Genomic DNA, 19,732 nt, shown 5'->3' on the forward strand with positions numbered 1-19,732 from the left:
ATTCCGTCGTCGCGGCGTGACGGTCCGTTCGATGCGACCCGCCGCCGCGCGGATCAGTCGCTCCGCACGGCGAGCGGGCCGTCACCGCGGGCGACCGCGCGCAGCCGGCGCCCGTGAACGTCGTCCGCCGCGATCCGCTCGCGGACCGCGGGGGGGATCCACGCCTCGTGACCGTCGGGTTCGGGTGCCGGCTCGACCCCGGCCGGGCGGATCTCGTCGGGGAGGTACCGCGCGTACGTCGGGAGCCGCTCGCGGAGCGGGACGCCGCCGGCGTCGGCGACCGCCTCGAGCCCGCGGAGGTCGGGCCACTCGTAGGCCGGGTTGATGTAGTCGTCCGTCACCGGCGAGACGCCGCCGAGGTCGTCGATCCCGCAGTCGACGAGGTCCGCCGCCGGCGAGAGGTTCGGCGGCACCTGGACGGACACCTCCGACGGGAGCGCCGCGCGGGCCATCGCCACGACCCGGCGCATCGTCGCGAGGTCGGGCTTCGGGAAGTCGGAGCGCTCGTTGGGGACGACGTTCTGGACGATCACCTCCTGGACGTGGCCGTGCCGCTCGTGGAGCGCCCGGATCGCGAGCAGGCTCTCGGCGCGGTCGCGCCAGTCCTCGCCGATCCCGACCAAGATGCCGGTCGTGAACGGGACGCCCTGCCGGCCCGCCGCGCGGATCGTGTTGAGCCGCTGGCCGGGCGTCTTCCGCCGGCCGCCGCTGTGCGCGTCGACGTCGGCGGTCGTCTCCAGCATGACGCCCATCGACGCGTTCACCCCGCGAAGGGCGGCGAACTGCGACTCGGTCAGGTCGCCGGGGTTCGAGTGCGGGAGCAGCCCCTCCTCCAGGGCGATCTCGCAGGCCCGGTGGAGGTACTCGTGGATCGAGTCGAACCCCCACTCGGCGAGCGTCTCGTGGATCTCCGTGTACCGGTCGTCCGGCTCGTCGCCGAATGTGAACAGCGCCTCCGTACAGCCCGCGTCGGCCCCGACGCGGCACTGCTCGCGCACCTCCTCGGGCGACAGCAGCGACGCCTCCCCGGGGACGTCGTAGTAGGTACAGTACGTACACGTGTACCGACACGCCGTGGTGAGGGGGATGAAGACGTTCCGCGCGAAGGTGAGCCGGTCGGCGACGTCGACGTCGCCCGGGCGGACGGAGAGCAGTCGCTCGACCGCCCGCTCGTCGATAGCGACGTCGATCCCGTACTCGTCGGCCCCGGCGAACACGCTCGTTCCTCGCGGTCGGCGTTCAAAAAGGATCCCGGTTGCGGATCCCTCGGCGATATCGGTTCCGGTTACGGTGTCGGTCGCCCGAGTACGCCGCCGGTTGCGGCGCGTTCAGTCCCGGACCACCGTCACGCGGCCCTCGGACGCGTCGAGCGCGAAGCCGGCCTCGCGGAGCCACGCCGCCGCCCGCCCCTCGCCGTGGATCAGGACCTCCGCGAGGTCCGCCGGCTCGTCGACGTCGGTGCCGAGCCGCTGGGAGTCGACCGCGGCGAACGCCGCGCCGACCTCGGCCGCGATCTCGCGGTGGTCGAGGTACGACGCGCCGTGGTAGTCCACGCGGAAGTCCGGGTGCGAGGCGACGAACGCGTTCGTGCCGCCGCCGCGTCCCGGGACGACGGCGACGTCGGCCTCGCGGCCGGCCGCGAAGAGCCGGTCGAGCGCCGCCGGGGTCGCGAGCGCGAGGTCCGCCATCACGACGGCGACCGGCTCGGGAGCCTCGTCTGGCCCCGTCCCGCCGTCACCGCCGAGCCGCGCGTCGAGCGCCGCGTTGACCGCGTCGGTGAGCGGGCGGTCGTCGACGGTGACCGATCGGTCGACGTCGACCGGATCCGTGGCGAGGACCCGCGGCTCGCCGCCGGCGGCGGCGACGGCGTCGAGCACGTCGTCGAGCATCGCTCGGGCGAACGCCGCGCGCTCGTCGGGGGAGAGCGCGTCGGAGAGTCGCGACTTCGGGCGGTCGGTCGAAAAGGGAACGATGACCTCCATCGCGAGCGACGCCGGCGCTTAGAACAGGGACTCCAGCTCGTCGCTGTCGTCGCTGACGAGCTCGTCGAGGTTGTCGTCGCTCTCCTCGCGGATCTCGTCTAAGTTGTCCTGCGCCTCGATGGCGACCTGCTGGAGCTCCTTGATCCGCGGGACGTTCGTGACGCCCGCGAGCAGGATGACCGTCGCGACGAAGCCGGCCCCGCGGTACGGGTAGTCCCCGCCGCGGACCTCCATCGATCCGGTCTGCTCTTCGAGCCACTTCCGCCCGCGCTCGATACCCTTCCGGTTGAGGTACTCCGGCGGCCCCGCGAGCACGAGCAGCGCGCGCTCCGCGCCCTCGATCTCGCAGGGGAGCGTGAGCCGGCCGAGCGCCGCCTTGCGGACGAGGCTGGTGATCCGGTTCGTGGTGTGCGCGCTGTCGAGCTCCTCGTCGTTGCCGTCGTCGCGGAGCCGCGAGAGCAGCCCGCCAGAGGAGCGCTCCTCGACCTCCTCCTCGGCGTAGCCGACCGTGGAGACGCCGCCGCCCGAGAGCGTGTTGATGATCTCCGAGGAGTCGACGACGCTCTCCGCGACCTCCTGGCCCTGCTGGATCTCGCCGGCCCCGAAGAGGATGCCGAACCGCCGGACGATCTCCTCGTTGATCTCCTCGTAGCCGCCCTGGACGGACTCGCCCGTCTTCCGCCAGGCGTCGTTGTCGAACACCATCAGGTTGTCCACCTCGCGGACGAACGTCTGGAACGAGCGGGCCGCGTTGAGGGTGTAGATGCCGCCCTCGTCGCTGCCCGGCAGGATCCCGAGCCCGTACACCGGCTCGGTGTAGATCCGCTTGAGGTGTTTCGCGAGCACCGGCGCGCCGCCGGAGCCCGTCCCGCCGCCGAGCCCGGCGACGACGAGGAACGCGTCGACCTCGTGGACCGGGATCGAGTCGATCGCGCCCTGGACCTCGTCGATGTCCTCCTCCGCGATCTCCGCGCCGAGTTCGTTGTCCGCGCCCACGCCGTGGCCCTTCACGCGCGACTGGCCGATGAGGACGCGCTGGTCCTCGGCGATGTGTTCGAGCCCCATCAGGTCCGCCTTCGCCGTGTTGACGGCCGCGGCCGCTCGAACGATCTCGGAGCCCGTCCGCTTATCGTACTCCAAGAACTTGTCAACTACTTTACCCCCCGCCTGGCCGAATCCGATCATTGCGAGTTTCATCGTGTGCTCCCTCCGCGTTTGAAATGAACAGAACGTGATCTCGTATATAAGCCTTCGGTTGCCGTTACCAGCGTTGAGATTAGGACCGTTGACACGTTCGCGATCCCGGTCATCGGATCCCGAGGTGTTCGCCGAGCGTGGTCAGGTCCGCCCGGTCGACGCCGAACGCGCCGACGTCGCTGTCGGCGGTCGTGTTGTCGAACTTCAGCGAGCGGTACTGGTCCGCCCCCATCGGGAACCCGGGCACCGCGCCGAGCACGGAGAGGCCGATCTTCGCGAGCGGCATCGGGAGCGGGACGATGGTGACGCCCTTCTGCTCGGCCTCGTAGACGAGGTCCGTCACCTGCCGGAGGGTGAGCACCTCCGGCCCGCCGATCTCGTAGGTCTCGCCGACGTGCTCGTCGTCGGTCACCGCGGCGGCGATCATCGGGACGAGGTCGTCGACGTGGATCGGCTGGAACCGCGTCTTCCCGCCGCCCGGGAGGGGGTACAGCGGCACGCCCGGCGCGAACATCCCCTTCAGACGCTTGGTGAACGAGACGAACTCGCCGCCCTCGCCGAAGACGACGGAGGGGCGGAAGATGGTCCAGTCGAGGTCGCTGTCGCGGACGATCTCCTCCGCCTCGCCCTTAGCGCGGATGTACGCGGTGTCGCCGTTCGGGTCCGCGCCGAGCGCGCTCAGTTGGACGAACCCGTCGACGCCCCCGTCCTCGGCCGCGCGGACGAGGTTCTCCGTCCCGCCGCGGTGGATCCGGTCGTGCATCCGGTTGCCGCCGTCGGGCTCGAACAGCGGCGAGAGCGCGACCAGGTTCACCACCGCGTCGTGGCCGTCGACGGCCGACTCGATGGAGCTGTAATCGGTCACGTCCCCGCTGACGCCCGTCACGCCGTCCGGCGTGTCGCCGGGCGAGCGGGAGAGCGCAGTCACCGCGTGGCCGTCGTCCGCGAGCGCGCGACAGAGATACGATCCGATGAAGCCGGTCCCCCCGGCTACCAACACTTTCATACAACCCGTGTCGCGTGGAAGGCCCGTAAACCTACCGCGGCGTCAGACGCGCCACGAGATCGGCCGCTGAGACCGACAGACTGCGGCGCGATCAGTCGGACGACTCCTCGTCGCCGATCGGGACCGTCAACACCGGAACGGGGGCCGTGCGGAGCGTCCGCTCGGCGACGCTCCCGAGCAGGTACCGGCCCGCGCCGGTCCGGCCGTGCGTCCCCATCGCGACGAGGTCCACGCCGGGGTCGTCGACGTACGCCCCGATGCCGCGCGCGGCCGAGGAGGCGACCTCGACGGCTCCGACCGCCTCCAGGCCGGCGTCCTCGACGCGCTCGACGCCCTCGGCGACCGCGTCGTCCGCGTACTCGGAGAGGACGTCCGCCTCGACGGAGTCCCCGATGCCGATCCCGCCGGTGTCGACGACCGAGAGCACGTGGACCGTCGCGCCCGCGCGCTTCGCGACCGGGATCGCTCGGTCGAGCGCCGCGGTCGCGGCCGGGCTCCCGTCGGTCGGCACTAAGACGTCCTCGTACGGGTACGGGACTTCCTCGTCGCCCGGGCGGAGGGCCAACACCGGCACCGGCGACTGCCGGACGACGCGCTCGGTCGTGCTGCCGACGATGCGTTCGACGCCCTGCCGGCCCCGCGTGGACATCGCGACGAGGTCGGCGTCGACCTCCGCGGCGAACGAGGCGACCGTCTCCGGGACGCCGCCCTGCCGGACCGCCGTCTCTGCCTCGACACCGCGGTCGGCGGCGCGGGCGGCCGCGTCCGCGACGATCGACTCGCCCTCCTGTTCCAACACGTCGACGACGTCACCGCCGATCCGGGTCACGCTGTCGCGGGTGGTGTCCGCGACGTGGAGGAGGTGGACGGTCGCGTCGTGGTCGGCGGCGACCGCCAGGACGTGCTCGAAGGCCGCCGCGGCCGCGTCGCTGCCGTCGGTGGGGACGCAGATCCGGTCGAACATACTGGCACCGTCGCGGCCGCGGGTGAAAAGGGCTCGCGTCCGAACGACGGAACGCACCGGCCGAGACGCGCGCGACGCGGCCCGCGGAGCGAGGCGCGGTTACGCCGAGTCCCCGGGGCCGTCGGACCCGTCTCCGCCGGCGGCCGATCCCTCCGCGCCGTCGCGTCGCGTGACCCGCACGGTCGAGATGCGCGCGCCGTCGACGGCGGTGACCTCGAAGGCGAACCCCGACGCCTCGGCGACGTCGCCGACCTCGGGCGAGCGCCCGATCCGGTCGAGGACGTATCCGCCGAGAGTCTCGTAGCCGTCGCCGCTGAGGTCGGTGCCGAGCGCGTCGTTGACGTCGGCGAGCGCGACCGACCCGTCGGCCTCGTGCGTGCGGTCGTCGGTCCGCCGGATCGTGTGGCGGTCGGCGGCCACGTCGAACTCGTCGCGGAGGTCGCCGACGAGCGCCTCGGCGACGTCCTCGACGGTGGCGATCCCCTCGAACGCGCCCCACTCGTCGATCACCGCCGCCATCTGCCGGCGCTCGTCGCGGAACTGGACGAGGAGGTCGCTCGCGCTCGTCGTCTCCGGGACCACGAGGATCTCCCGCGCCAGGCCGCTCGCGGTCGCGTCCTCGTCGCCGTCGGCGGTCGCGCGCAGCACGTCCTTCGCGTCGACGAAGCCGACGACGCGGTCGGCGTCGGCGCGGTCGACGACGGGGTACCGGGTGTGGCCGGCGTCGAGGACCGCCTCGCGGACCGCCGCCAGCGACGCGTCAGCGGGTAGCGAGACGACGTCGGGGCGGGGGACCATCAGCTCGCGGGCCGCGGTGTCGTCGAGGTCGAAGACGCCCTCGATCATCGCGACCTCGGACTCGTCGACGTGGCCGGCCTCGCCGGCCCGCGCCAGCACGCGGCGGATCTCGCGCTCCTCGAGCGTCTCGTCGCTCTCCGAGGCGGGCGGGACGCCGATCAGGCCGGTGAAGGCGTTCGCCGTGCCGTTGAACACCGCGATGCCGGGCGAGAAGATCAGGTACGCCAGCTTCATCGGCGGCGCGAGCAGCAGCGAGACCCGCTCCGCCTGCGCGATGGCGATGGTCTTCGGCGCGAGCTCGCCGAAGACGACGTGGAGGAACGTGATGAAGGAGAACCCGATGGCGAACGCGACGAGGTGGACCAGCCCCTCCGGCAGGAGCGGCCCGAGGACGGGCTCGATGAGCGCCGCGACGGCGGGCTCGCCGATCCACCCGAGGCCGAGCGACGCGAGCGTGATCCCGAGCTGGGTCGCCGCGAGGTAGTCGTCGAGGTTGCTCATCACCTCGCCGAGCGTCTCCGCGCCCGCCTTCCCCTCCTCGGCCAGCTGTTCGACCGAGGTGGCCCGGATCCTGACGAACGCGAACTCCGAGGCGACGAAGAAGCCGTTCAGGACGACCAGTATCAGCGCCCCCGCCACCCGCGAGAGCGAGACGGCGACGGCTACCATCCGTGCCCTCCGGGCGCGCGACGGGTCGGCGCGTCGGCGGTCCCGCGTGTGTCGACGATCATGGCTGCCGTTCTCGGAGGGATCACTAAAAAGGGCGGGCGGACGCCTCGCGAGAGGGTGGGAGCCGGCCGCCCGGCCGGACCCGGGTCGTTTATTCCTCGCCGCCGCGGAACGCCACCATGCTGATCACGCTGGAGGGGATCGACGGGAGCGGCAAGACGACGGTCTGGGAGGCGCTCCACGACGTGTACCCCGACGCGACGTTCACCCGCGAACCCACCGACAGCTGGTACGGGGAGGCGGTGGGGCGCTCGATGGCCGACGCGGACGCGGACCCGCTCGCGGAGCTGTTCCTGTACACCGCCGACCACGCGAACCACCTCTCCGAGACGGTCCGGCCGGCGCTCGCGGACGGGGACCTCGTGATCTCCGACCGCTACTCGGACTCGCGGTTCGCCTACCAGGGGGCGACGCTGGCGCGCGCCGACGCCGGGGTCCAGCGGCCGCTGGAGTACGTCCGCGGGATCCACGCCGCGTTCTCGCGCCCGCCGGACGCGACGATCTACCTCGATCTGGACCCCGAGACCGCGGCCGAGCGCGCCGGTCGCACCGACAAGTTCGAGCGCGACGGTTACCTCGCGGCCGTGCGCGACAACTACGAGCGCCTGATCGACGCCGACCCCGGTCGGTTCCACCGGGTCGACGCGACGCGCTCGCCGGAGGACGTGATCGCGCGGGTCGAGTCGCTCGTCGCGGACCTGATCGACCGCTGACGCGCCGCGCTCGGCCCCGTCAGCGCGTGTCCGGCAGTTCGTACTCGTCCGGCGAGGGGACGTAGAGGTAGTCGATCGCGATCCCCAGCGCCAGCGGGAGGCCGACGGTCAGCGCCAGCAGGATGGTCGAACTGCCGACGTTGATGCCGGTGCCGACCCCGAGCGCGCCGGTGAAGACGATAGTCGAGACGAGGAGCAGGAGCGGCGTCAACACGAGCGTGTACACGACCGACCCCCACGAGGTCGAGAGCTGGATCCGGAAGAACCGGGTCGCGACCCCGGCGAGGAACGTGTGGAACGCGACCAGCGCGAGGAGGCTGCCGAACCCGAACAGCGCGAGCATAGTCGCCGTACGGGCCCCCGCCACTTCCCCCTATCGACCTCAGACGGGACCGCCGCCGCCCTGCTGCCGCGCGGCGGAGAGCAGGTCGGAGACGGGGGCGGTGTACTCGTAGCCCGGGATCACGCCCTGGACGTACGTCCCCTCGACGAAGTCGATCAGCGCGCCCGCGTCGTCGACGCCGCGCCGCTCGTTGATGTCGGAGAGCGCGTAGGTGACCGCGACCTCGTCGCCCTCGCGCTCGACGGTCGGGTCGAACTCCCGGTCCTTGCGCGTGACGCCGCCGACGTCGACGGCGCGGCGCTCGAACGTGTCGGCCCAGCCGTCTTCGACCACGGCCGCCACCTCGTCGGCGGTGACCGCGGAGAGCGTCGGCACGCGGACGGTGACGGTGAAGCGAATCCGGCCCTCGTCGGCGGGTTCGGCCCGCACGCGCCCGTCGAACGCGGTCGTCGTCGAGACCCAGCCGTCGCCGTCGCGCTCGAACGAGCCGTGGTCGCCGAACGCGCGCCGGACTCGGCCGGGGAGTTCGTCGGCGGCGTCGGCGTCGTCGTCCTCTGTTTCGGTCATACCGATCGGAGGCGACGCGGCCTGAAAAGCCGCTCGCGTCGCCCGCGCGACCCGGACCCGTCGCCCCCGTCATCGATACGGGCACTGCGAGCCGGTACGTCGGCCCCTTTTGTGCGTCGACCGACGAGACGGGGTATGGCAGACCGGTTCCGCTCCACGGAGGGACTGATCGACGCGCTCGCGGCCGCCGAGTTCGACCGCCCGCCGGCGCTCGTGAGCAACGCGCACATCACCGGCCTCGGCGTCGCACGCGCTCTCGACGCCCACGGCGTGTCCGTCATCGCGCTCGACCGCGCGGGCGACGGCGCGGGGTCGGGCGACGCCGTCGCCCACGACGGGCTCGCGCCCCCCTCGGACGCGGTCGACTACGCCGGGGCGGTGACGTACCCGCTCGACGACCTCGACGGGTTCCGCGAGGACGTGGAGGCGATCGTCGACGCCGCGGGCACCGAGGCCGTCGCGTTCGGCTGTATGGACGAGTGGGCGCTGTCGTACGCCGAGGCCGACCCCGACGGCGTCCGCCTCCCGTTCGCGGGGAGCGACACGCTCGACGCCGTATTGAACAAGTCGGAGCTGTACGCGACCTGCGATGCGCTCGGGGTGCCCTACCCGGAGACGTACCGGCTCGCGGCGACGGCGGCGAGCGGGACACGCGAGGCGGACGCCGCGGTCGAGGAGGCGGCCGACGCGCTCGGCTTCCCGCTCGTGGTGAAACCCGAACTCAAGCGCGACTTCGAGGAGGCGTTCGGGACTAACGTGATCGAGGTCGGGGACCGCGGGGAGTTCGAAGACGTCGTCGCGGCCGCGGCGGACGAGGGAATCGCGGTGATGGCCCAGAAGCGCGTCGACATCGCGACCGGGCGCGACCACTCGCTAGCCTCCTACGTCCCCCCGTCCGGGGGCGACGACGCGCTCGCGGTGGTCGGCAACGCCGCGGTGCGGTACCCGCGCAACTTCGGCACCTCCTGTCTCGTCGAGACCGCGGAGGAGCCGGCGATCGAGGAGCGCGCGCTCGCCGTCCTCGACGACGCCGGCTACCACGGGATCAGCGAGGCGGAGTTCGTCTACGACGCCGACCGCGAGGAGTTCCTGCTGCTCGACGTCAACACTCGGCCGTGGAAGTGGATCTCGCTGCCGGTCGCCGCGGGCGCGAACCTCCCGATGGCCGCCTACGCCGCGGTCACCGACGCGACCTACGAGTCCGACGGCGTCGAGCCGACCAGGTGGGTGTACCTCCGCGACTACCTCTCGCTGCTCGCGGGCGACGACGCGTTCTGGGACCAGCTCTCGGCCGCCGACTGGCGGCGGCTCGTCTCCGGGGCGTTCGAACGCGAGGGGAACCTGACGACGGGCGTCTACCGCCCCGCGGACCCGGGGCCGGCGGCGAAGCTGTTCGAGACGGAGTTCGTCGACCGCGAGTACTACTGCTCCTGTTAGGCGACGGCGTTCCGAACGGGAGAGCGGGTCAGACTTGCCCGCCGACCGAGTCGTCTCCGACGGGGATTTCCCAGCGGAGGATAGCGGCGGCCCCGACGACGAGGACGACCCCGGCGACGCCCAGCGCGAACAGGGGAGAAACGGCGTCGGACACGACGCCGCTCCCGAGTTGGAACGGCACGACCGCGAGGCCGCTGACCATCGCCATCGCGCTCAGGACGGTCGCGCGACCGAGCGACTCGACCCGGTCGTTGACGTACTGGCCGGCGAACGACCGCGTGACGTCCGACACGCCCCGAATCAGGAGGAACGTCGGAACGGCGAGCACCGGGACGAAGTACATGCCGACCAGCGCGCCGCCGACGGCGAACGGGAGGACGAGGAACCACGTCCGCAGCCCGATCCGCTCCCGGATCGCTCCCGTGTAGTAGGTGAGCACCGCGCCGACGAGGCTGTACGCCGCGTAGAACCACCCCAGCAGTGATTCGACCCGTGGCTGCGGGACCCCGAGGTCGAGAACGACGGTCTCGAAGATCGGCTGGAGGAAGACGAACACGAGGTACGTGACCGCGGCGTACAGGACGTAGTAGTACAGCAGCAGCGACCGCAGCCGACGGCGCGAGAGGACGTCCCGCACGATGCGGACCGTCCGTCGGAGGCTCAGGGCCTCCGTGGCGGTCTCCTCGTACGTCTCCGACTCGTCGAGCGTGAGCAGCACCAAGACGCCGAGGCTCGTCACGCCCGCCGCGACGAACCACGGGTACGAGAGGTCGACGCTCCCGAGATAGCCGCCCGAGACCGCCGCGACGGCCCCGACGGCCAACGCCGCCGACTCCCCGCGCCCCCGGACGCGGGCGAACTCGTCCTCGGAGAGGTCGTCGGTGAGCGTGTCGTAGAGCCAGGCGTCCTCGCTTCCGGAGCGGAAGTTGTACCCTAACGACCAGCAGACGTAGAGTCCGGCCAGCGGGAGGAACGAGCTCGACAGCCCGATTCCGAGGAGCGTCACGGAGATGAGCGCGGTCCCGACGAGGAGGCTGTTGCGTCGCCCGACCCGGTCGCCGACGTAGCCGGTCGGGATCTCGCCGAACAGCGTCGTCAGGTTGTACAGCGCCTCCAGGACGGCGATCTGTGTGAAAGAGAGGTCCTGCGCCAGGAAGAAGAGGTACATGATCGGCCGGTAGAACTCGACCGCCTTCGTCGCCTTGTAGGCGTAGTACTTCAGGATCGGTCCGGAGAGCGACTCCCGAAGGCCGCCGCCAGTGCTACCGGCCATGCGTGTGGCGACCGACGAGGGGCCGAGGGGAGTATCCTGTTATTACGGGATCCCCCGATCGGCACATACACCGGATCGTCTGACCGGTACGGGGCCCGACCGACGCGGAACACAACGATTAGTGCGCCCCCCGACACAGTGCGCGTATGGACTTCTTCGAGACGCTCGCGGACCGGATCGACGCCGTCGACAGCGTCGTCTCGGTCGGACTCGACCCCGACCCGAGCCGCCTCCCCGACGCCGTGGGCGACGCCGACCTCCCGCGGTGGGCGTTCAACCGACGGATCATCGACGCGACCCACGAGCACGCCGCCTGCTACAAGCCGAACGCCGCCTTCTACGAGGACCCGGACGGCTGGCGCGCGCTCCGCGAGACCGCCGCGTACGCGGAGGGGAAGGGCGTCCCCGTCCTGCTCGACGCGAAGCGCGGTGACATCGGTAACACCGCGCGGCGCTACGCCGAGATCCTCGACCACGTGGACGCGATCACGGTGAACCCGTACCTCGGGCGCGACTCGCTCCAGCCGTTCCTCGACCGCGCGGACAAGGGCGTGTTCGCGCTCTGTCGCACCTCGAACCCGGGCGGCGCGGACCTCCAGGACCTCGAACTCGCCTCCGGCGAACCGCTCTACGAGCGCGTCGCGGCGCTCGCCGACGTGTGGAACGCGAACGGCAACGTCGGGCTCGTCGTGGGCGCGACCACGCCCGACGAGCTGGAGGCTGTCCGCGAGATCGTCCCCGAGATCCCCTTCCTCGTGCCCGGCGTCGGCGCGCAGGGAGGCGACGCCGAGGCCGCGGTCGAGCACGGGCTCGCGTCGCGGCCGGACCTCCCGGTCGACGTCGGGCTCGTGAACTCCTCGCGGGGGATCATCTTCGCGGGCGAGGAGTCGAGCCGACCCGGCGACGAGGCGACGTACTTCGGCGCCGCGGGCGACGCGGCGAAGCGGCTCAAGAGGCGGCTGAACCGGCACCGGTAGCCGGGCGCGACGCGGGAGGCGGCTCGCGCTCGCGCACTAGCTCCGGCCGGCGACACAGCCGGAACAGGCGCGGGCCGCTTCGTCCCAGTGGTCGTCGCAGACGGCGCGCCCGCAGCGGTCGCAGACGTGGTCCGCGGTCGCCGCCTCGCAGATCTGACAGAGTCCGGTGAGGCTCACGGCGGCGGTTGGGTCGCACGGCTTATGACGGTCGGGGGTGACCCTCACTCATGCGCCAGTTCGTCGTCATCGGCCGCGACGTACCCACCGACCCGGACGCGATTTCGCTGTCCGACATCCCGGGGGCCGGCCGGCTCGACCTCTGCTGCCGGTGCGTGAGCGCCGGCGTCTTCCTCTCGCACGGCATCCGCGAGTCGGTCCGCGTCCACCTCGTGATCGCCGACGAGTTCACCGTCACCTTCGACGCCGACAGCCTCCGCCACCTCCACCCCGACGAACGCAACGTCGCCGCCCGGGTCCGCGACGCGCTCGCCGCGCGGGACGAGGCGATCGGCCACATGCCGGCCGACGTCTCCCCGGGCGTCGAACTCCGTCGGATGGGGCTCGACGCGACGCTCGACCGGCTCGTCGGCGACGACGGGCGGGGGCCCGACGGGACGCTCGTCCAGCTCCACGAGGACGGCGACCCCCTCGTCGACGCCGCGCTCCCGACGGACCCGGTGTTCGTCCTCTCGGATCACCACGACTTCGCGCCGGACGAGGCCGCCGCCGTCGACGAGCGGGCCGATCGCCGGCTCCGGGTCGGTCCCGAACTGCTCCACGCGGACCACACGATCACGGTCGTCCACAACTGGCTCGACACGGACGGGTACGCCGACTACTGAGGTCAAGACGGATGCCGACGCGAGACCAAGACCGCGAGACCACGACCGCGCCCGACACCGACCCGCGCTTCGACGTCCCCCTGCGCGGGGTCGCCGTCGACCCCGAGACGCGCTGCGCGCACTGGGACGACCCCGTCGACGTGATCGCGCTCCGGTTCGGCTGCTGTGAGGCGTACTCCCCCTGCGACGCCTGCCACGACGCCGCCGCGGACCACGAGGCGGTGCCGTGGCCCCGCGAGCGGTTCGACGAGCCGGCGGTGCTGTGCGGCGTCTGCGGGACGACGCTCACCGCGAGGGCGTACCTCGACGGCGACGACGACGCCTGTCCGGCGTGCGGCGCGCAGTTCAACCCCGGGTGCCGGAAGCACCGCGACCGGTACTTCGAGGACTAATCCCGCGGACGGAGACGAGGGGCGAACGGAGTGAGTCGGGTGACCATCCGCACGAAGAGTCGTCGCTCGCGGTCGCTACCCCAAGACGCCCGGGTCCTTCGCGTGACGCTCGAGGTGGCCGTTCGCTCGCACGTCGGCCTCGGTGAGTTCGAGCGTTCGGACCTCGTACTCGCTTTCACGGTCGTCGTACCGGACGTAGCCGAAGTTCACGAACTCGCGGCGCAGGTGGATCGGCTCGTCGAAGTGCTCGCCGATACGGCGGGTGAACTCATCCTTCTCATAGACCTCGCCGACCTCGAACTCCCGGTCCAGCAGTTCCTCCAAGACGAGCAGTTTGAGCGCGCTGTTGCCCGGCATCGAGTCGTTCCGGCGGTGTTTCTCGAACGCCGTCTCCCGGTCCCGATCGAAATCGAGTGTCATGGACCCGAAACGCCCGGTCGCGGAATACCCGTTCGGCACGTGTGAGGGTCTACCTCACGGACCGACCTCGAACGGACGCACCGACTGCCCCCCTTTCGGAAGGATTAAAAGAACGAGCGGCCTTCTGTCGAGTGCGGGCCGGTGGGGTAGCTTGGTATCCTTCGGCCTTCGGGTGGCCGTAACCACGATTCAAATTCGTGCCGGCCCACTTCTCCCGCATCCGTTCGCACCGACGAGCGACGGCGCCCCGTCTCCGCTTCACCGGATCCGTTGAGTGTCCCCGCACGAAACGTACCGGTGATGTCAACCGACACCGTCGCGGGCGTCGACTGGGCGGGCGGCGCGTGGCTCGCGGTCCTGCTGGGCGAGGACGGCGAGCCGGAGTGCCGCCTCGAGCGCGACCTCGAAGCGCTGTGGAACGGCGACGCCGGCGTCGACCGGATCCTCGTCGACGTGCCGATCGGCCTCCCCCACGACGCGGAGACGCTGGCGGCCCGCGAGGCCGTCGACTCGGCCGCGCGCTCGGCGGCCGAGCGTCCGAGCAGCGTGTTCCCTGTCCCCTCGCGGCGCGCGTGCGAGGCGGCCAAGGAGGGGGCGGATTACGATACCGTGAGCGAGCGGAACCGGGCCGACCTCGGCAAGGGGCTCAGCCGCCAGTCGTACCACATCGCGCCGGCCGTCGGCGAGGTCGACGCGTTCCTCCGGCGCGACGGGGCGGCCAGCGAGCGGGTGATCGAGGCCCACCCGGAGGTGTGCTTCCGCGGGCTCAACGGCCGGCGGCTCGACCGCTCGAAGACCACGGCCCCGGGCGTCGGCGAGCGCCTCGACGCGCTCGACGGTCACCTCGAGGACCCGGGCGCCGCGCTCGGGCGGATCTGTCGCCAGCTCGCGGACGTGCCCGACGACGTCGCGAACGAGGCGGAGCCCACCGTCGACGACGCCGTCGACGCGCTCGGGCTGGCGGTGGTCGCGAACCGCCCGGCCGAGGAGCTCCGGTTCCTCCCGAGCGACGCGGACCACCGGGACGGGGAGGGGATCCCGATGCGAATGGCGTACTGGAGCCGGGAGCCGCTGGCGTGACGCGCTCGGCGTCGCCGCACTCGCCGGCGGCTCGCCCGACGTCGGCGTCGCTCCGACCTCGGCGTTGGTAAGGTTCAAGACCCTCTGTCACGCGCTACGACACGAATGAAACTCTTCTCCTCGCGGGCGGACCGCCGGCGGGGTATCGCGGCCGCGGTCGGCGTCGCGGTCCTCGCGGTCGGGCTCTACGTCCTCGTGAGCCGGTACGCCGGCTTCATCACCGACACGGAGGCCCTTCGGGCGTGGCTCGACCAGTTCGGGATCTTCGCCCCCATCGTCTTCATCGGTCTCCAAGCCCTCCAAGTGATCGTCGCCCCGATTCCGGGACAGGTCGTCGCGCTGGTCGCGGGCTACCTCTTCGGCCCGCTCGCCGGGACGGTGTACAGCCTCACCGGCGTGCTCATCGGCAGCGCGGTCGCCTTCTCGCTGTCGAAGCGGTTCGGGCGCTCCTTCGTGGAGCGGGTCATCCACGAGGACGTGATCGCCCGCTTCGACGGCTTCGTCGACACCGTGGGCGTCCCCGGCCTGTTCGCGTTCGTCATCATCCCCGGACTCCCGGACGACGCCATCTGCTTCCTGAGCGGGCTCACCAAGTGGTCGCTGCCGACGTTCATGGCCGTCATCGCCGTCGGGCGACTGCCGGCGTACGTGCTGACCGTGTACGCCGGGGGCGAACTGGCGAGCGGCCGGTTCCTCTCGGCGATGGCGCTCGTCGGGGTCGTCGTGGCCGCGTCCGCCATCGGGTACTACAAGCAGGACGCGGTGCGCGACCTCGTCGAGCGGTTCGAGCCGCGACTCCCCTTCTGAGGGGCTGAAACGGGCTATCCGGGGTCAGCCCCACGTCCACTGCGCGTCGAGCACGAAGCGGTAGAGCCCGCTGACGAGGATCGCCGCCACGTTCGCGATCAGGTACATCACACCGGCCCACTCGACGAGCGCGGCGAGCACGCCGAGCTGGATCGGGATCGCGGTGCCGCGGACGAGGTTCGTCTTCAGCAGTCCGGCGAGGTACTCGGAGGCGCCCGTGTTCCGGCTCGCGCGGAACGTCCACGCGTTGTTGAGCACGTACGAGCAGACGATCGTGATCTCGATCGCGATCGTCGCGCCGACGATGTAGTTGAGCCCCGCGGTGTCGACGAACAGCCACAGGAGCGCCAGCTGGAGCCCCGCGGTGAGCGCGCCGACGACGACGAACCGGCGCATCTGGACCGCGATCGGCCCGCTGGCGAGGTCGCGGAGGACCGCTCGGATCATCACTTGTACCCGAGCGCTTCGAGGCGCGCTTCGAGGTCTTCGTCGACCTCGTCGTCGCCGCGCTCGGCGGCCGCCGCCTCCGCCGCGTCGCCGCGCTCGCGGAGCAGCTCCGCGTGGGCGTCGACGATGGGTGCGAGCCGGTCGATGACCGACTGCGCCCGCTCGTTGTGGCCCGTCGCCAGGTTCTCCTGTTGGGTCGGGTCCGCGGGCCGGTGGTACAGCTCCCGCTCGCCGGCGTCGACGTTCTCGATGTACGTCCAGTCGTCGTCGCGCACGCTGACGAACAGGTCGCCGTCGGACAGCGACCGGGGGATCGGCTGCTGGGTCACGTCCTCGCCGCGGACGGTCACCGAGACGACGGGGTCCGTCTCCGACTCCTCCGCGTCTTCTTCGGCGCCCTCCTCGCCGCGGAGCGCCGGCAGGAGCGACTCGCCGTGCCACTCCGGCGACGGGTCGACGCCGAGCAGGTCCGCGACCGTGGGCGGGATCGCGTCGAGCCCCACGTGCCCGTCGACGCGGCCGCCGTCGAGTCCGGGGACGTCCGCCACGAAGGGGACGTGGATCAGCTCGTCGTACAGCTTCGGGTAGTGGGCGAGGTGGCCGTGTTCCTGGAACTCCTCGCCGTGGTCCCCGGCGAGCAGCACCGCGGTGTCGTCGGCGACGCCGGCGGTATCGAGGGCGTCGAGCAGCCGCCCGACGCTGGCGTCGACCTGTCGCACGGTCGCCTGGTACAGCGTCCGGAGCTCGCGGAGGGTCCGCTCGCCGACCTCGAGGCCGAGGCTAGTCCGAGCGTGCGCGTGGAGCATCTGGTGCGTGCCGACGATACCGTCGGACACCTCGCGGATGTACCGGGGCGCGGGGACGTACGGGGTGTGCGTGTCCATGTAGTGGACCCACAGGAAAAACGGCTCGTCGGTGTCGTCGACGAATCCGGTCGCGGCGTCCTCGACGTCGAACATGCGCGAGGCGTCGAGGAACGGCCGATCGTCGTCGTCGCCGCGGAGCTTCGAGCCGAGCCGCCGGATCGGCGAGCTCGCGAGCTGGATCCACGCCTCCACGGTCGGGTGCGCGGCGAGGTACCGACTGTAGACGCTGGAGCCGACGCTCGTGACGAACGGTTCGAACTCGTCGAACCCGTCGGGATACCCCCAGTGGTCGGTGAGGAACCCGTTCGCGGCGTTGAAGCCGCCGGTCGCGATCCCGGCGTCGGAGAGCACCTCCGCGAGCGTGTCGGCCTCGCCGACGCCGATCTCCCCGCTCCGGGCGAACACCGGCTCCGAGGCGAGGATCGACGGGAACGAGAACGGCGTCCAGTTCCCGGTCGCGAACGCGCGGTCGAACACGGTCCCGTCGTCGGCGAGCCCGTCGATCACCGGCGAGTGCCGCTCGGCGTCGTACGGGGAGACCGCGTCCGCGCGCAGCGAGTCCACGGTCACGAGCACGACGTTGGAGACGGGGGCGTCGTCACTCGACGCGTTCGCGTCCGCCGCTGACGTGGTCGACGAGTCGGAGATCATTGGATACGGTGCGAATCCGCGGAGAACGCGCTCGCCGCGGGCGAACTTCGGGATCCGCGTATATACCAGAACTCGCGGTTGCCAGCGGCATGAGGATTTCGATCGCCCGCATCGACGGGGGAACGTACCTATTTGTCGGAGCCCGCGCACGGTATCGGTATGGAAAACGCGCCCACTGGCCGGCCGGTCGACAAGGCGATGTTGCCGGAATCGGTCCCCGACGACGAGGTCCCGGAGTCGATACCCGCCGAGTCTCGGGCGGTCGAGACGAACGGCGTGCCGCTTCACGTCGTCGAAGCCGGCCCCGAAGACGGGAAGCTCCTGGTCTTGCTCCACGGGTTCCCGGAGTTCTGGTACGGCTGGCACGAGGCGATCGTCCCCCTCGCGAACGCCGGCTACCGCGTCGTGGTCCCCGACCAGCGCGGCTACAACTGCTCCGCGAAGCCGCCGGCGGTCGGCGACTACCGGATCGACGAACTCGCGCGCGACGTCGTCGGCCTGATCGACGCCTACGACCGGGAGACGGCCGCCGTCGCCGGGCACGACTGGGGCGCGGCGGTGGCGTGGTGGCTCGCGCTCCATCACGAGGACCGCCTCTCGGAGCTGGTCGCGGTCAACGTCCCGCACCCGAGCGTCTTCGAACGCGCGCTCCGCACCTCGTGGGACCAGCGGCTCAAGAGCTGGTACATGCTGGCGTTCCAGCTCCCCAAACTACCCGAGGCGGTCGCCAGCGCGGGGAACTGGCGGCTCGCGACGAACGCGCTGCGCGACACGAGCGCCCCCGGCACGTTCACCGACGAGGACCTGCGGCGGTATCGCCGGGCGTGGAACCGCGACGGCGCGTTCGAGGCGATGGTGAACTGGTATCGCGCCATCGTCCGCGACCGACCCGAGCCGGCCGAGACGGAGGTGTCCGTCCCGACGCTCGTCATCTGGGGCGCGCAGGACCAGTTCCTCGCACGCCGGCTGGCCCACGAGAGCGTCGACCGCTGCGCCGACGGTCGCCTGCTCGCGATCGAGGAGGCGAGCCACTGGGTCGTCCACGAACACCCGCACCGCGTCGCCGAGGCCATCGCCGATCACGCGGACCCCCTGCCCCCGGGCGCGCGGGAGTAAGTCGGGGCGGAGTCGCACGGCGACCGGAGAGCGCCACACTTTCGATTCGGTCTCTCGCCCGCTTTGAGCCCTCAGCGACCCGTGTATCGAATACTGTCCTCAGTCTATCGCCACAAAGGTTATATTTGCCCTCCACCAAAGGACAGATATGAGCAAGCACTTCGAAGACGCACGGTACTACCTCGGTCGAGCGGCGGAACACGCGAAGGCGGGCGTCGTGGAGGAGCTCGAGCCGGTCGAGGCGCGGGTGAAGGAGCTCGTCGGCCGCGAAGAAGAGGAGCCGGAACCGGAGCCGTCGCGGCTGGACAAGCTCCAGGCGGACCTGAAAGACCTCGAAGAGCGCGCCGAGGGCGAGGCCCGCGAGGCGGTCGCGTCCGCGCGGAAGCGCGTCGCCGAGTACCGCGGCAAAGACACCGCCGCGGAGTAGTCGCACCGCGGTCCCTACCGGATCGGCGGCTCCGGCCCGGTGGTCTCGTCGCCGCCGATCCGCTCCCCGGCGGGCACCACCGCGTACTCGATACCCGCTTCTTCGAACAGCGACCGCGCCCGCCGGATCCCCCGTTCGGCGTCGACGTCCGTGGCGCGGTAGTGCCGGATCGGGTGTCGGATCCACGACGGCTCCCAGTGGGCGTACACGTCCGTCGTCGAACGGTCCGGGCCGGCGTACAGCGAGAGGTGAAGCTGGTCGTCGCTGGCGAGCGCGCCCTTCGGGTACCACGCCCAGCTGGCGACGGTCGTCTCCGGCGGCATCTCGTAGTCGCGGTACTTCAGCGAGGAGACCAGGTTGCGGACGAACCCGAGCCGATGGAGCTGCGCCTCGACGATCGGGTATGGCTCGTGGAGCGTGAACGCGTACTGCTCGCGTGGCGTCTCCCGCTCTGCGTAGAGTCCGACGAGCGACAGCGGTGCGTGAAGCAGGCTCGCGACGTGCTGTCGGAGGCGTTCGAGGAAGCGGAGTTTGTGTGTCATACCATGTCGTGCGGGCGACTTCGAAATGAAGCTTCGGCGTAAGGTAACTCTTAAGTCCGGAGGTCGGATACTCCGAAGCGAGCGGGTTGGTGGTCTAGCTAGGTTATGACGGCTCCTTCACACGGAGCAGGCCGGCGGTTCGAATCCGCCCCAACC

Annotated in this window: 23 protein-coding genes and 1 tRNA gene; 10 read left to right on the top strand and 14 right to left on the bottom strand. The window is 71.3% G+C overall.

All coding sequences use genetic code 11. The features are described 5' to 3' along the window. Positions 1-53 precede the first annotated feature (53 nt). From cofG to Q0116_RS14025, 6 genes are all read right to left on the bottom strand, one after another. Positions 54-1,217, bottom strand: coding sequence for a 7,8-didemethyl-8-hydroxy-5-deazariboflavin synthase subunit CofG (gene cofG, locus Q0116_RS14000; protein WP_297889656.1), 1,164 nt, complete (start codon positions 1,215-1,217; stop codon positions 54-56). A gap of 111 nt (positions 1,218-1,328) precedes the next feature. Beyond that, positions 1,329-1,982 (bottom strand): 2-phospho-L-lactate guanylyltransferase, encoded by a 654-nt coding sequence (gene cofC / locus Q0116_RS14005; RefSeq protein ID WP_297889658.1) that lies wholly within the window; start codon positions 1,980-1,982, stop codon positions 1,329-1,331. 18 nt (positions 1,983-2,000) lie between these two features. Continuing rightward, positions 2,001-3,179 (bottom strand): tubulin/FtsZ family protein, encoded by a 1,179-nt coding sequence (locus Q0116_RS14010; protein WP_297889660.1) that lies wholly within the window; start codon positions 3,177-3,179, stop codon positions 2,001-2,003. A gap of 109 nt (positions 3,180-3,288) precedes the next feature. Then, positions 3,289-4,185, bottom strand: coding sequence for a complex I NDUFA9 subunit family protein (locus tag Q0116_RS14015; RefSeq protein ID WP_297889663.1), 897 nt, complete (start codon positions 4,183-4,185; stop codon positions 3,289-3,291). A gap of 91 nt (positions 4,186-4,276) precedes the next feature. Then, entirely contained in the window at positions 4,277-5,149 is an 873-nt protein-coding gene (locus tag Q0116_RS14020) for a universal stress protein (protein WP_297889667.1), read from the bottom strand. A gap of 99 nt (positions 5,150-5,248) precedes the next feature. Continuing rightward, the gene (locus Q0116_RS14025; RefSeq protein WP_297889670.1) at positions 5,249-6,616 is read right to left on the bottom strand and encodes a hemolysin family protein; all 1,368 of its coding nucleotides are present in this window, start codon (positions 6,614-6,616) and stop codon (positions 5,249-5,251) included. Positions 6,617-6,795: 179 nt separating this feature from the next. On the opposite strand from Q0116_RS14025, the gene tmk reads away from it, so the two are divergent. Further along, entirely contained in the window at positions 6,796-7,389 is a 594-nt protein-coding gene (gene tmk, locus Q0116_RS14030; RefSeq protein WP_297889673.1) for a dTMP kinase, read from the top strand. 19 nt (positions 7,390-7,408) lie between these two features. Here tmk and Q0116_RS14035 read toward each other — a convergent pair whose 3' ends face one another. Together Q0116_RS14035 and Q0116_RS14040 are read right to left on the bottom strand one after the other, a co-directional pair. After that, positions 7,409-7,732: a hypothetical protein gene (locus Q0116_RS14035; RefSeq protein WP_297889676.1), complete on the bottom strand. Its 324-nt coding sequence runs from the start codon at positions 7,730-7,732 to the stop codon at positions 7,409-7,411. A gap of 39 nt (positions 7,733-7,771) precedes the next feature. Beyond that, complete coding sequence (locus Q0116_RS14040) at positions 7,772-8,299, bottom strand: DUF5813 family protein (protein ID WP_297889680.1); 528 nt, start codon at positions 8,297-8,299, stop codon at positions 7,772-7,774. 135 nt (positions 8,300-8,434) lie between these two features. Between Q0116_RS14040 and Q0116_RS14045 the strand changes: the two genes are divergently transcribed. Further along, complete coding sequence (locus Q0116_RS14045) at positions 8,435-9,736, top strand: carboxylate--amine ligase (protein ID WP_297889685.1); 1,302 nt, start codon at positions 8,435-8,437, stop codon at positions 9,734-9,736. A gap of 28 nt (positions 9,737-9,764) precedes the next feature. Here the strand turns inward: Q0116_RS14045 and Q0116_RS14050 are convergent, their stop codons facing one another. Next, complete coding sequence (locus Q0116_RS14050; protein ID WP_297889687.1) at positions 9,765-11,009, bottom strand: MFS transporter; 1,245 nt, start codon at positions 11,007-11,009, stop codon at positions 9,765-9,767. Positions 11,010-11,155: 146 nt separating this feature from the next. Here Q0116_RS14050 and pyrF point away from each other — a divergent pair, with 146 nt between their 5' ends. Further along, positions 11,156-11,986 carry an orotidine-5'-phosphate decarboxylase gene (gene pyrF / locus Q0116_RS14055; protein ID WP_297889689.1) on the top strand — a complete coding sequence of 277 codons (831 nt, stop codon included), beginning with the start codon at positions 11,156-11,158 and terminating at the stop codon, positions 11,984-11,986. 36 nt (positions 11,987-12,022) lie between these two features. On the opposite strand, the gene Q0116_RS14060 is transcribed toward pyrF, so the two are convergent. Further along, entirely contained in the window at positions 12,023-12,163 is a 141-nt protein-coding gene (locus Q0116_RS14060) for a hypothetical protein (protein ID WP_297889691.1), read from the bottom strand. A 50-nt stretch (positions 12,164-12,213) separates the two neighbouring features. Between Q0116_RS14060 and trmY the strand changes: the two genes are divergently transcribed. Both trmY and Q0116_RS14070 read left to right on the top strand, forming a co-directional pair. Beyond that, complete coding sequence (trmY, locus tag Q0116_RS14065; RefSeq protein ID WP_297889694.1) at positions 12,214-12,828, top strand: tRNA (pseudouridine(54)-N(1))-methyltransferase TrmY; 615 nt, start codon at positions 12,214-12,216, stop codon at positions 12,826-12,828. A gap of 11 nt (positions 12,829-12,839) precedes the next feature. Then, a complete protein-coding gene (locus tag Q0116_RS14070; RefSeq protein WP_297889697.1) occupies positions 12,840-13,220 on the top strand; it encodes a CHY zinc finger protein in 381 nt (126 codons plus the stop codon). A gap of 75 nt (positions 13,221-13,295) precedes the next feature. On the opposite strand, the gene Q0116_RS14075 is transcribed toward Q0116_RS14070, so the two are convergent. Then, entirely contained in the window at positions 13,296-13,640 is a 345-nt protein-coding gene (locus Q0116_RS14075) for a DUF2087 domain-containing protein (RefSeq protein ID WP_297889700.1), read from the bottom strand. 135 nt (positions 13,641-13,775) lie between these two features. Here Q0116_RS14075 and Q0116_RS14080 point away from each other — a divergent pair. The 3 genes from Q0116_RS14080 to Q0116_RS14090 all read left to right on the top strand — a co-directional run bounded on the left by Q0116_RS14080 (position 13,776) and on the right by Q0116_RS14090 (position 15,527). Further along, positions 13,776-13,848 (top strand) — tRNA-Pro (locus Q0116_RS14080). 92 nt (positions 13,849-13,940) lie between these two features. Continuing rightward, the gene (locus Q0116_RS14085) at positions 13,941-14,720 is read left to right on the top strand and encodes a DUF429 domain-containing protein (protein WP_297889703.1); all 780 of its coding nucleotides are present in this window, start codon (positions 13,941-13,943) and stop codon (positions 14,718-14,720) included. 105 nt (positions 14,721-14,825) lie between these two features. Beyond that, positions 14,826-15,527: a TVP38/TMEM64 family protein gene (locus Q0116_RS14090; RefSeq protein WP_297889706.1), complete on the top strand. Its 702-nt coding sequence runs from the start codon at positions 14,826-14,828 to the stop codon at positions 15,525-15,527. 24 nt (positions 15,528-15,551) lie between these two features. Here the strand turns inward: Q0116_RS14090 and Q0116_RS14095 are convergent, their stop codons facing one another. After that, positions 15,552-15,974, bottom strand: a complete 423-nt coding sequence (locus Q0116_RS14095; protein ID WP_297889709.1) for a GtrA family protein — start codon at positions 15,972-15,974, stop codon at positions 15,552-15,554. Then, positions 15,974-17,491, bottom strand: coding sequence for a sulfatase-like hydrolase/transferase (locus tag Q0116_RS14100; RefSeq protein WP_297889712.1), 1,518 nt, complete (start codon positions 17,489-17,491; stop codon positions 15,974-15,976). The genes Q0116_RS14095 and Q0116_RS14100 overlap by 1 nt, the downstream gene beginning before the upstream one ends. Positions 17,492-17,650: 159 nt before the next feature. Here Q0116_RS14100 and Q0116_RS14105 point away from each other — a divergent pair, with 159 nt between their 5' ends. Then, positions 17,651-18,607, top strand: a complete 957-nt coding sequence (locus Q0116_RS14105; RefSeq protein ID WP_297889714.1) for an alpha/beta fold hydrolase — start codon at positions 17,651-17,653, stop codon at positions 18,605-18,607. 148 nt (positions 18,608-18,755) lie between these two features. Further along, entirely contained in the window at positions 18,756-19,034 is a 279-nt protein-coding gene (locus Q0116_RS14110; RefSeq protein WP_297889715.1) for a hypothetical protein, read from the top strand. Between the two features lie 14 nt (positions 19,035-19,048). Here the strand turns inward: Q0116_RS14110 and Q0116_RS14115 are convergent, their stop codons facing one another. After that, the gene (locus tag Q0116_RS14115; protein ID WP_297889719.1) at positions 19,049-19,576 is read right to left on the bottom strand and encodes a hypothetical protein; all 528 of its coding nucleotides are present in this window, start codon (positions 19,574-19,576) and stop codon (positions 19,049-19,051) included. Between the last annotated feature and the right edge of the window lie 156 nt (positions 19,577-19,732).

It is taken from the genome of uncultured Halorubrum sp., assembly GCF_937146585.1.
Taxonomy (GTDB): Archaea; Halobacteriota; Halobacteria; order Halobacteriales; family Haloferacaceae; genus Halorubrum; species Halorubrum miltondacostae.

Coding starts and splice junctions, on each gene's coding strand:
- cofC (WP_297889658.1), bottom strand. CDS start 1,982: ATGGAGGTCATCGTTCCCTTTTCGACCGACCGCCCGAAGTCGCGACTC.
- Q0116_RS14095 (WP_297889709.1), bottom strand. CDS start 15,974: ATGATCCGAGCGGTCCTCCGCGACCTCGCCAGCGGGCCGATCGCGGTC.
- Q0116_RS14010 (WP_297889660.1), bottom strand. CDS start 3,179: ATGAAACTCGCAATGATCGGATTCGGCCAGGCGGGGGGTAAAGTAGTT.
- trmY (WP_297889694.1), top strand. CDS start 12,214: ATGCGCCAGTTCGTCGTCATCGGCCGCGACGTACCCACCGACCCGGAC.
- Q0116_RS14085 (WP_297889703.1), top strand. CDS start 13,941: ATGTCAACCGACACCGTCGCGGGCGTCGACTGGGCGGGCGGCGCGTGG.
- Q0116_RS14015 (WP_297889663.1), bottom strand. CDS start 4,185: ATGAAAGTGTTGGTAGCCGGGGGGACCGGCTTCATCGGATCGTATCTC.
- Q0116_RS14115 (WP_297889719.1), bottom strand. CDS start 19,576: ATGACACACAAACTCCGCTTCCTCGAACGCCTCCGACAGCACGTCGCG.
- Q0116_RS14075 (WP_297889700.1), bottom strand. CDS start 13,640: ATGACACTCGATTTCGATCGGGACCGGGAGACGGCGTTCGAGAAACAC.
- Q0116_RS14105 (WP_297889714.1), top strand. CDS start 17,651: ATGGAAAACGCGCCCACTGGCCGGCCGGTCGACAAGGCGATGTTGCCG.
- pyrF (WP_297889689.1), top strand. CDS start 11,156: ATGGACTTCTTCGAGACGCTCGCGGACCGGATCGACGCCGTCGACAGC.
- Q0116_RS14040 (WP_297889680.1), bottom strand. CDS start 8,299: ATGACCGAAACAGAGGACGACGACGCCGACGCCGCCGACGAACTCCCC.
- Q0116_RS14035 (WP_297889676.1), bottom strand. CDS start 7,732: ATGCTCGCGCTGTTCGGGTTCGGCAGCCTCCTCGCGCTGGTCGCGTTC.
- Q0116_RS14020 (WP_297889667.1), bottom strand. CDS start 5,149: ATGTTCGACCGGATCTGCGTCCCCACCGACGGCAGCGACGCGGCCGCG.
- Q0116_RS14110 (WP_297889715.1), top strand. CDS start 18,756: ATGAGCAAGCACTTCGAAGACGCACGGTACTACCTCGGTCGAGCGGCG.
- Q0116_RS14025 (WP_297889670.1), bottom strand. CDS start 6,616: ATGGTAGCCGTCGCCGTCTCGCTCTCGCGGGTGGCGGGGGCGCTGATA.
- Q0116_RS14100 (WP_297889712.1), bottom strand. CDS start 17,491: ATGATCTCCGACTCGTCGACCACGTCAGCGGCGGACGCGAACGCGTCG.
- Q0116_RS14070 (WP_297889697.1), top strand. CDS start 12,840: ATGCCGACGCGAGACCAAGACCGCGAGACCACGACCGCGCCCGACACC.
- tmk (WP_297889673.1), top strand. CDS start 6,796: ATGCTGATCACGCTGGAGGGGATCGACGGGAGCGGCAAGACGACGGTC.
- Q0116_RS14090 (WP_297889706.1), top strand. CDS start 14,826: ATGAAACTCTTCTCCTCGCGGGCGGACCGCCGGCGGGGTATCGCGGCC.
- Q0116_RS14050 (WP_297889687.1), bottom strand. CDS start 11,009: ATGGCCGGTAGCACTGGCGGCGGCCTTCGGGAGTCGCTCTCCGGACCG.
- Q0116_RS14045 (WP_297889685.1), top strand. CDS start 8,435: ATGGCAGACCGGTTCCGCTCCACGGAGGGACTGATCGACGCGCTCGCG.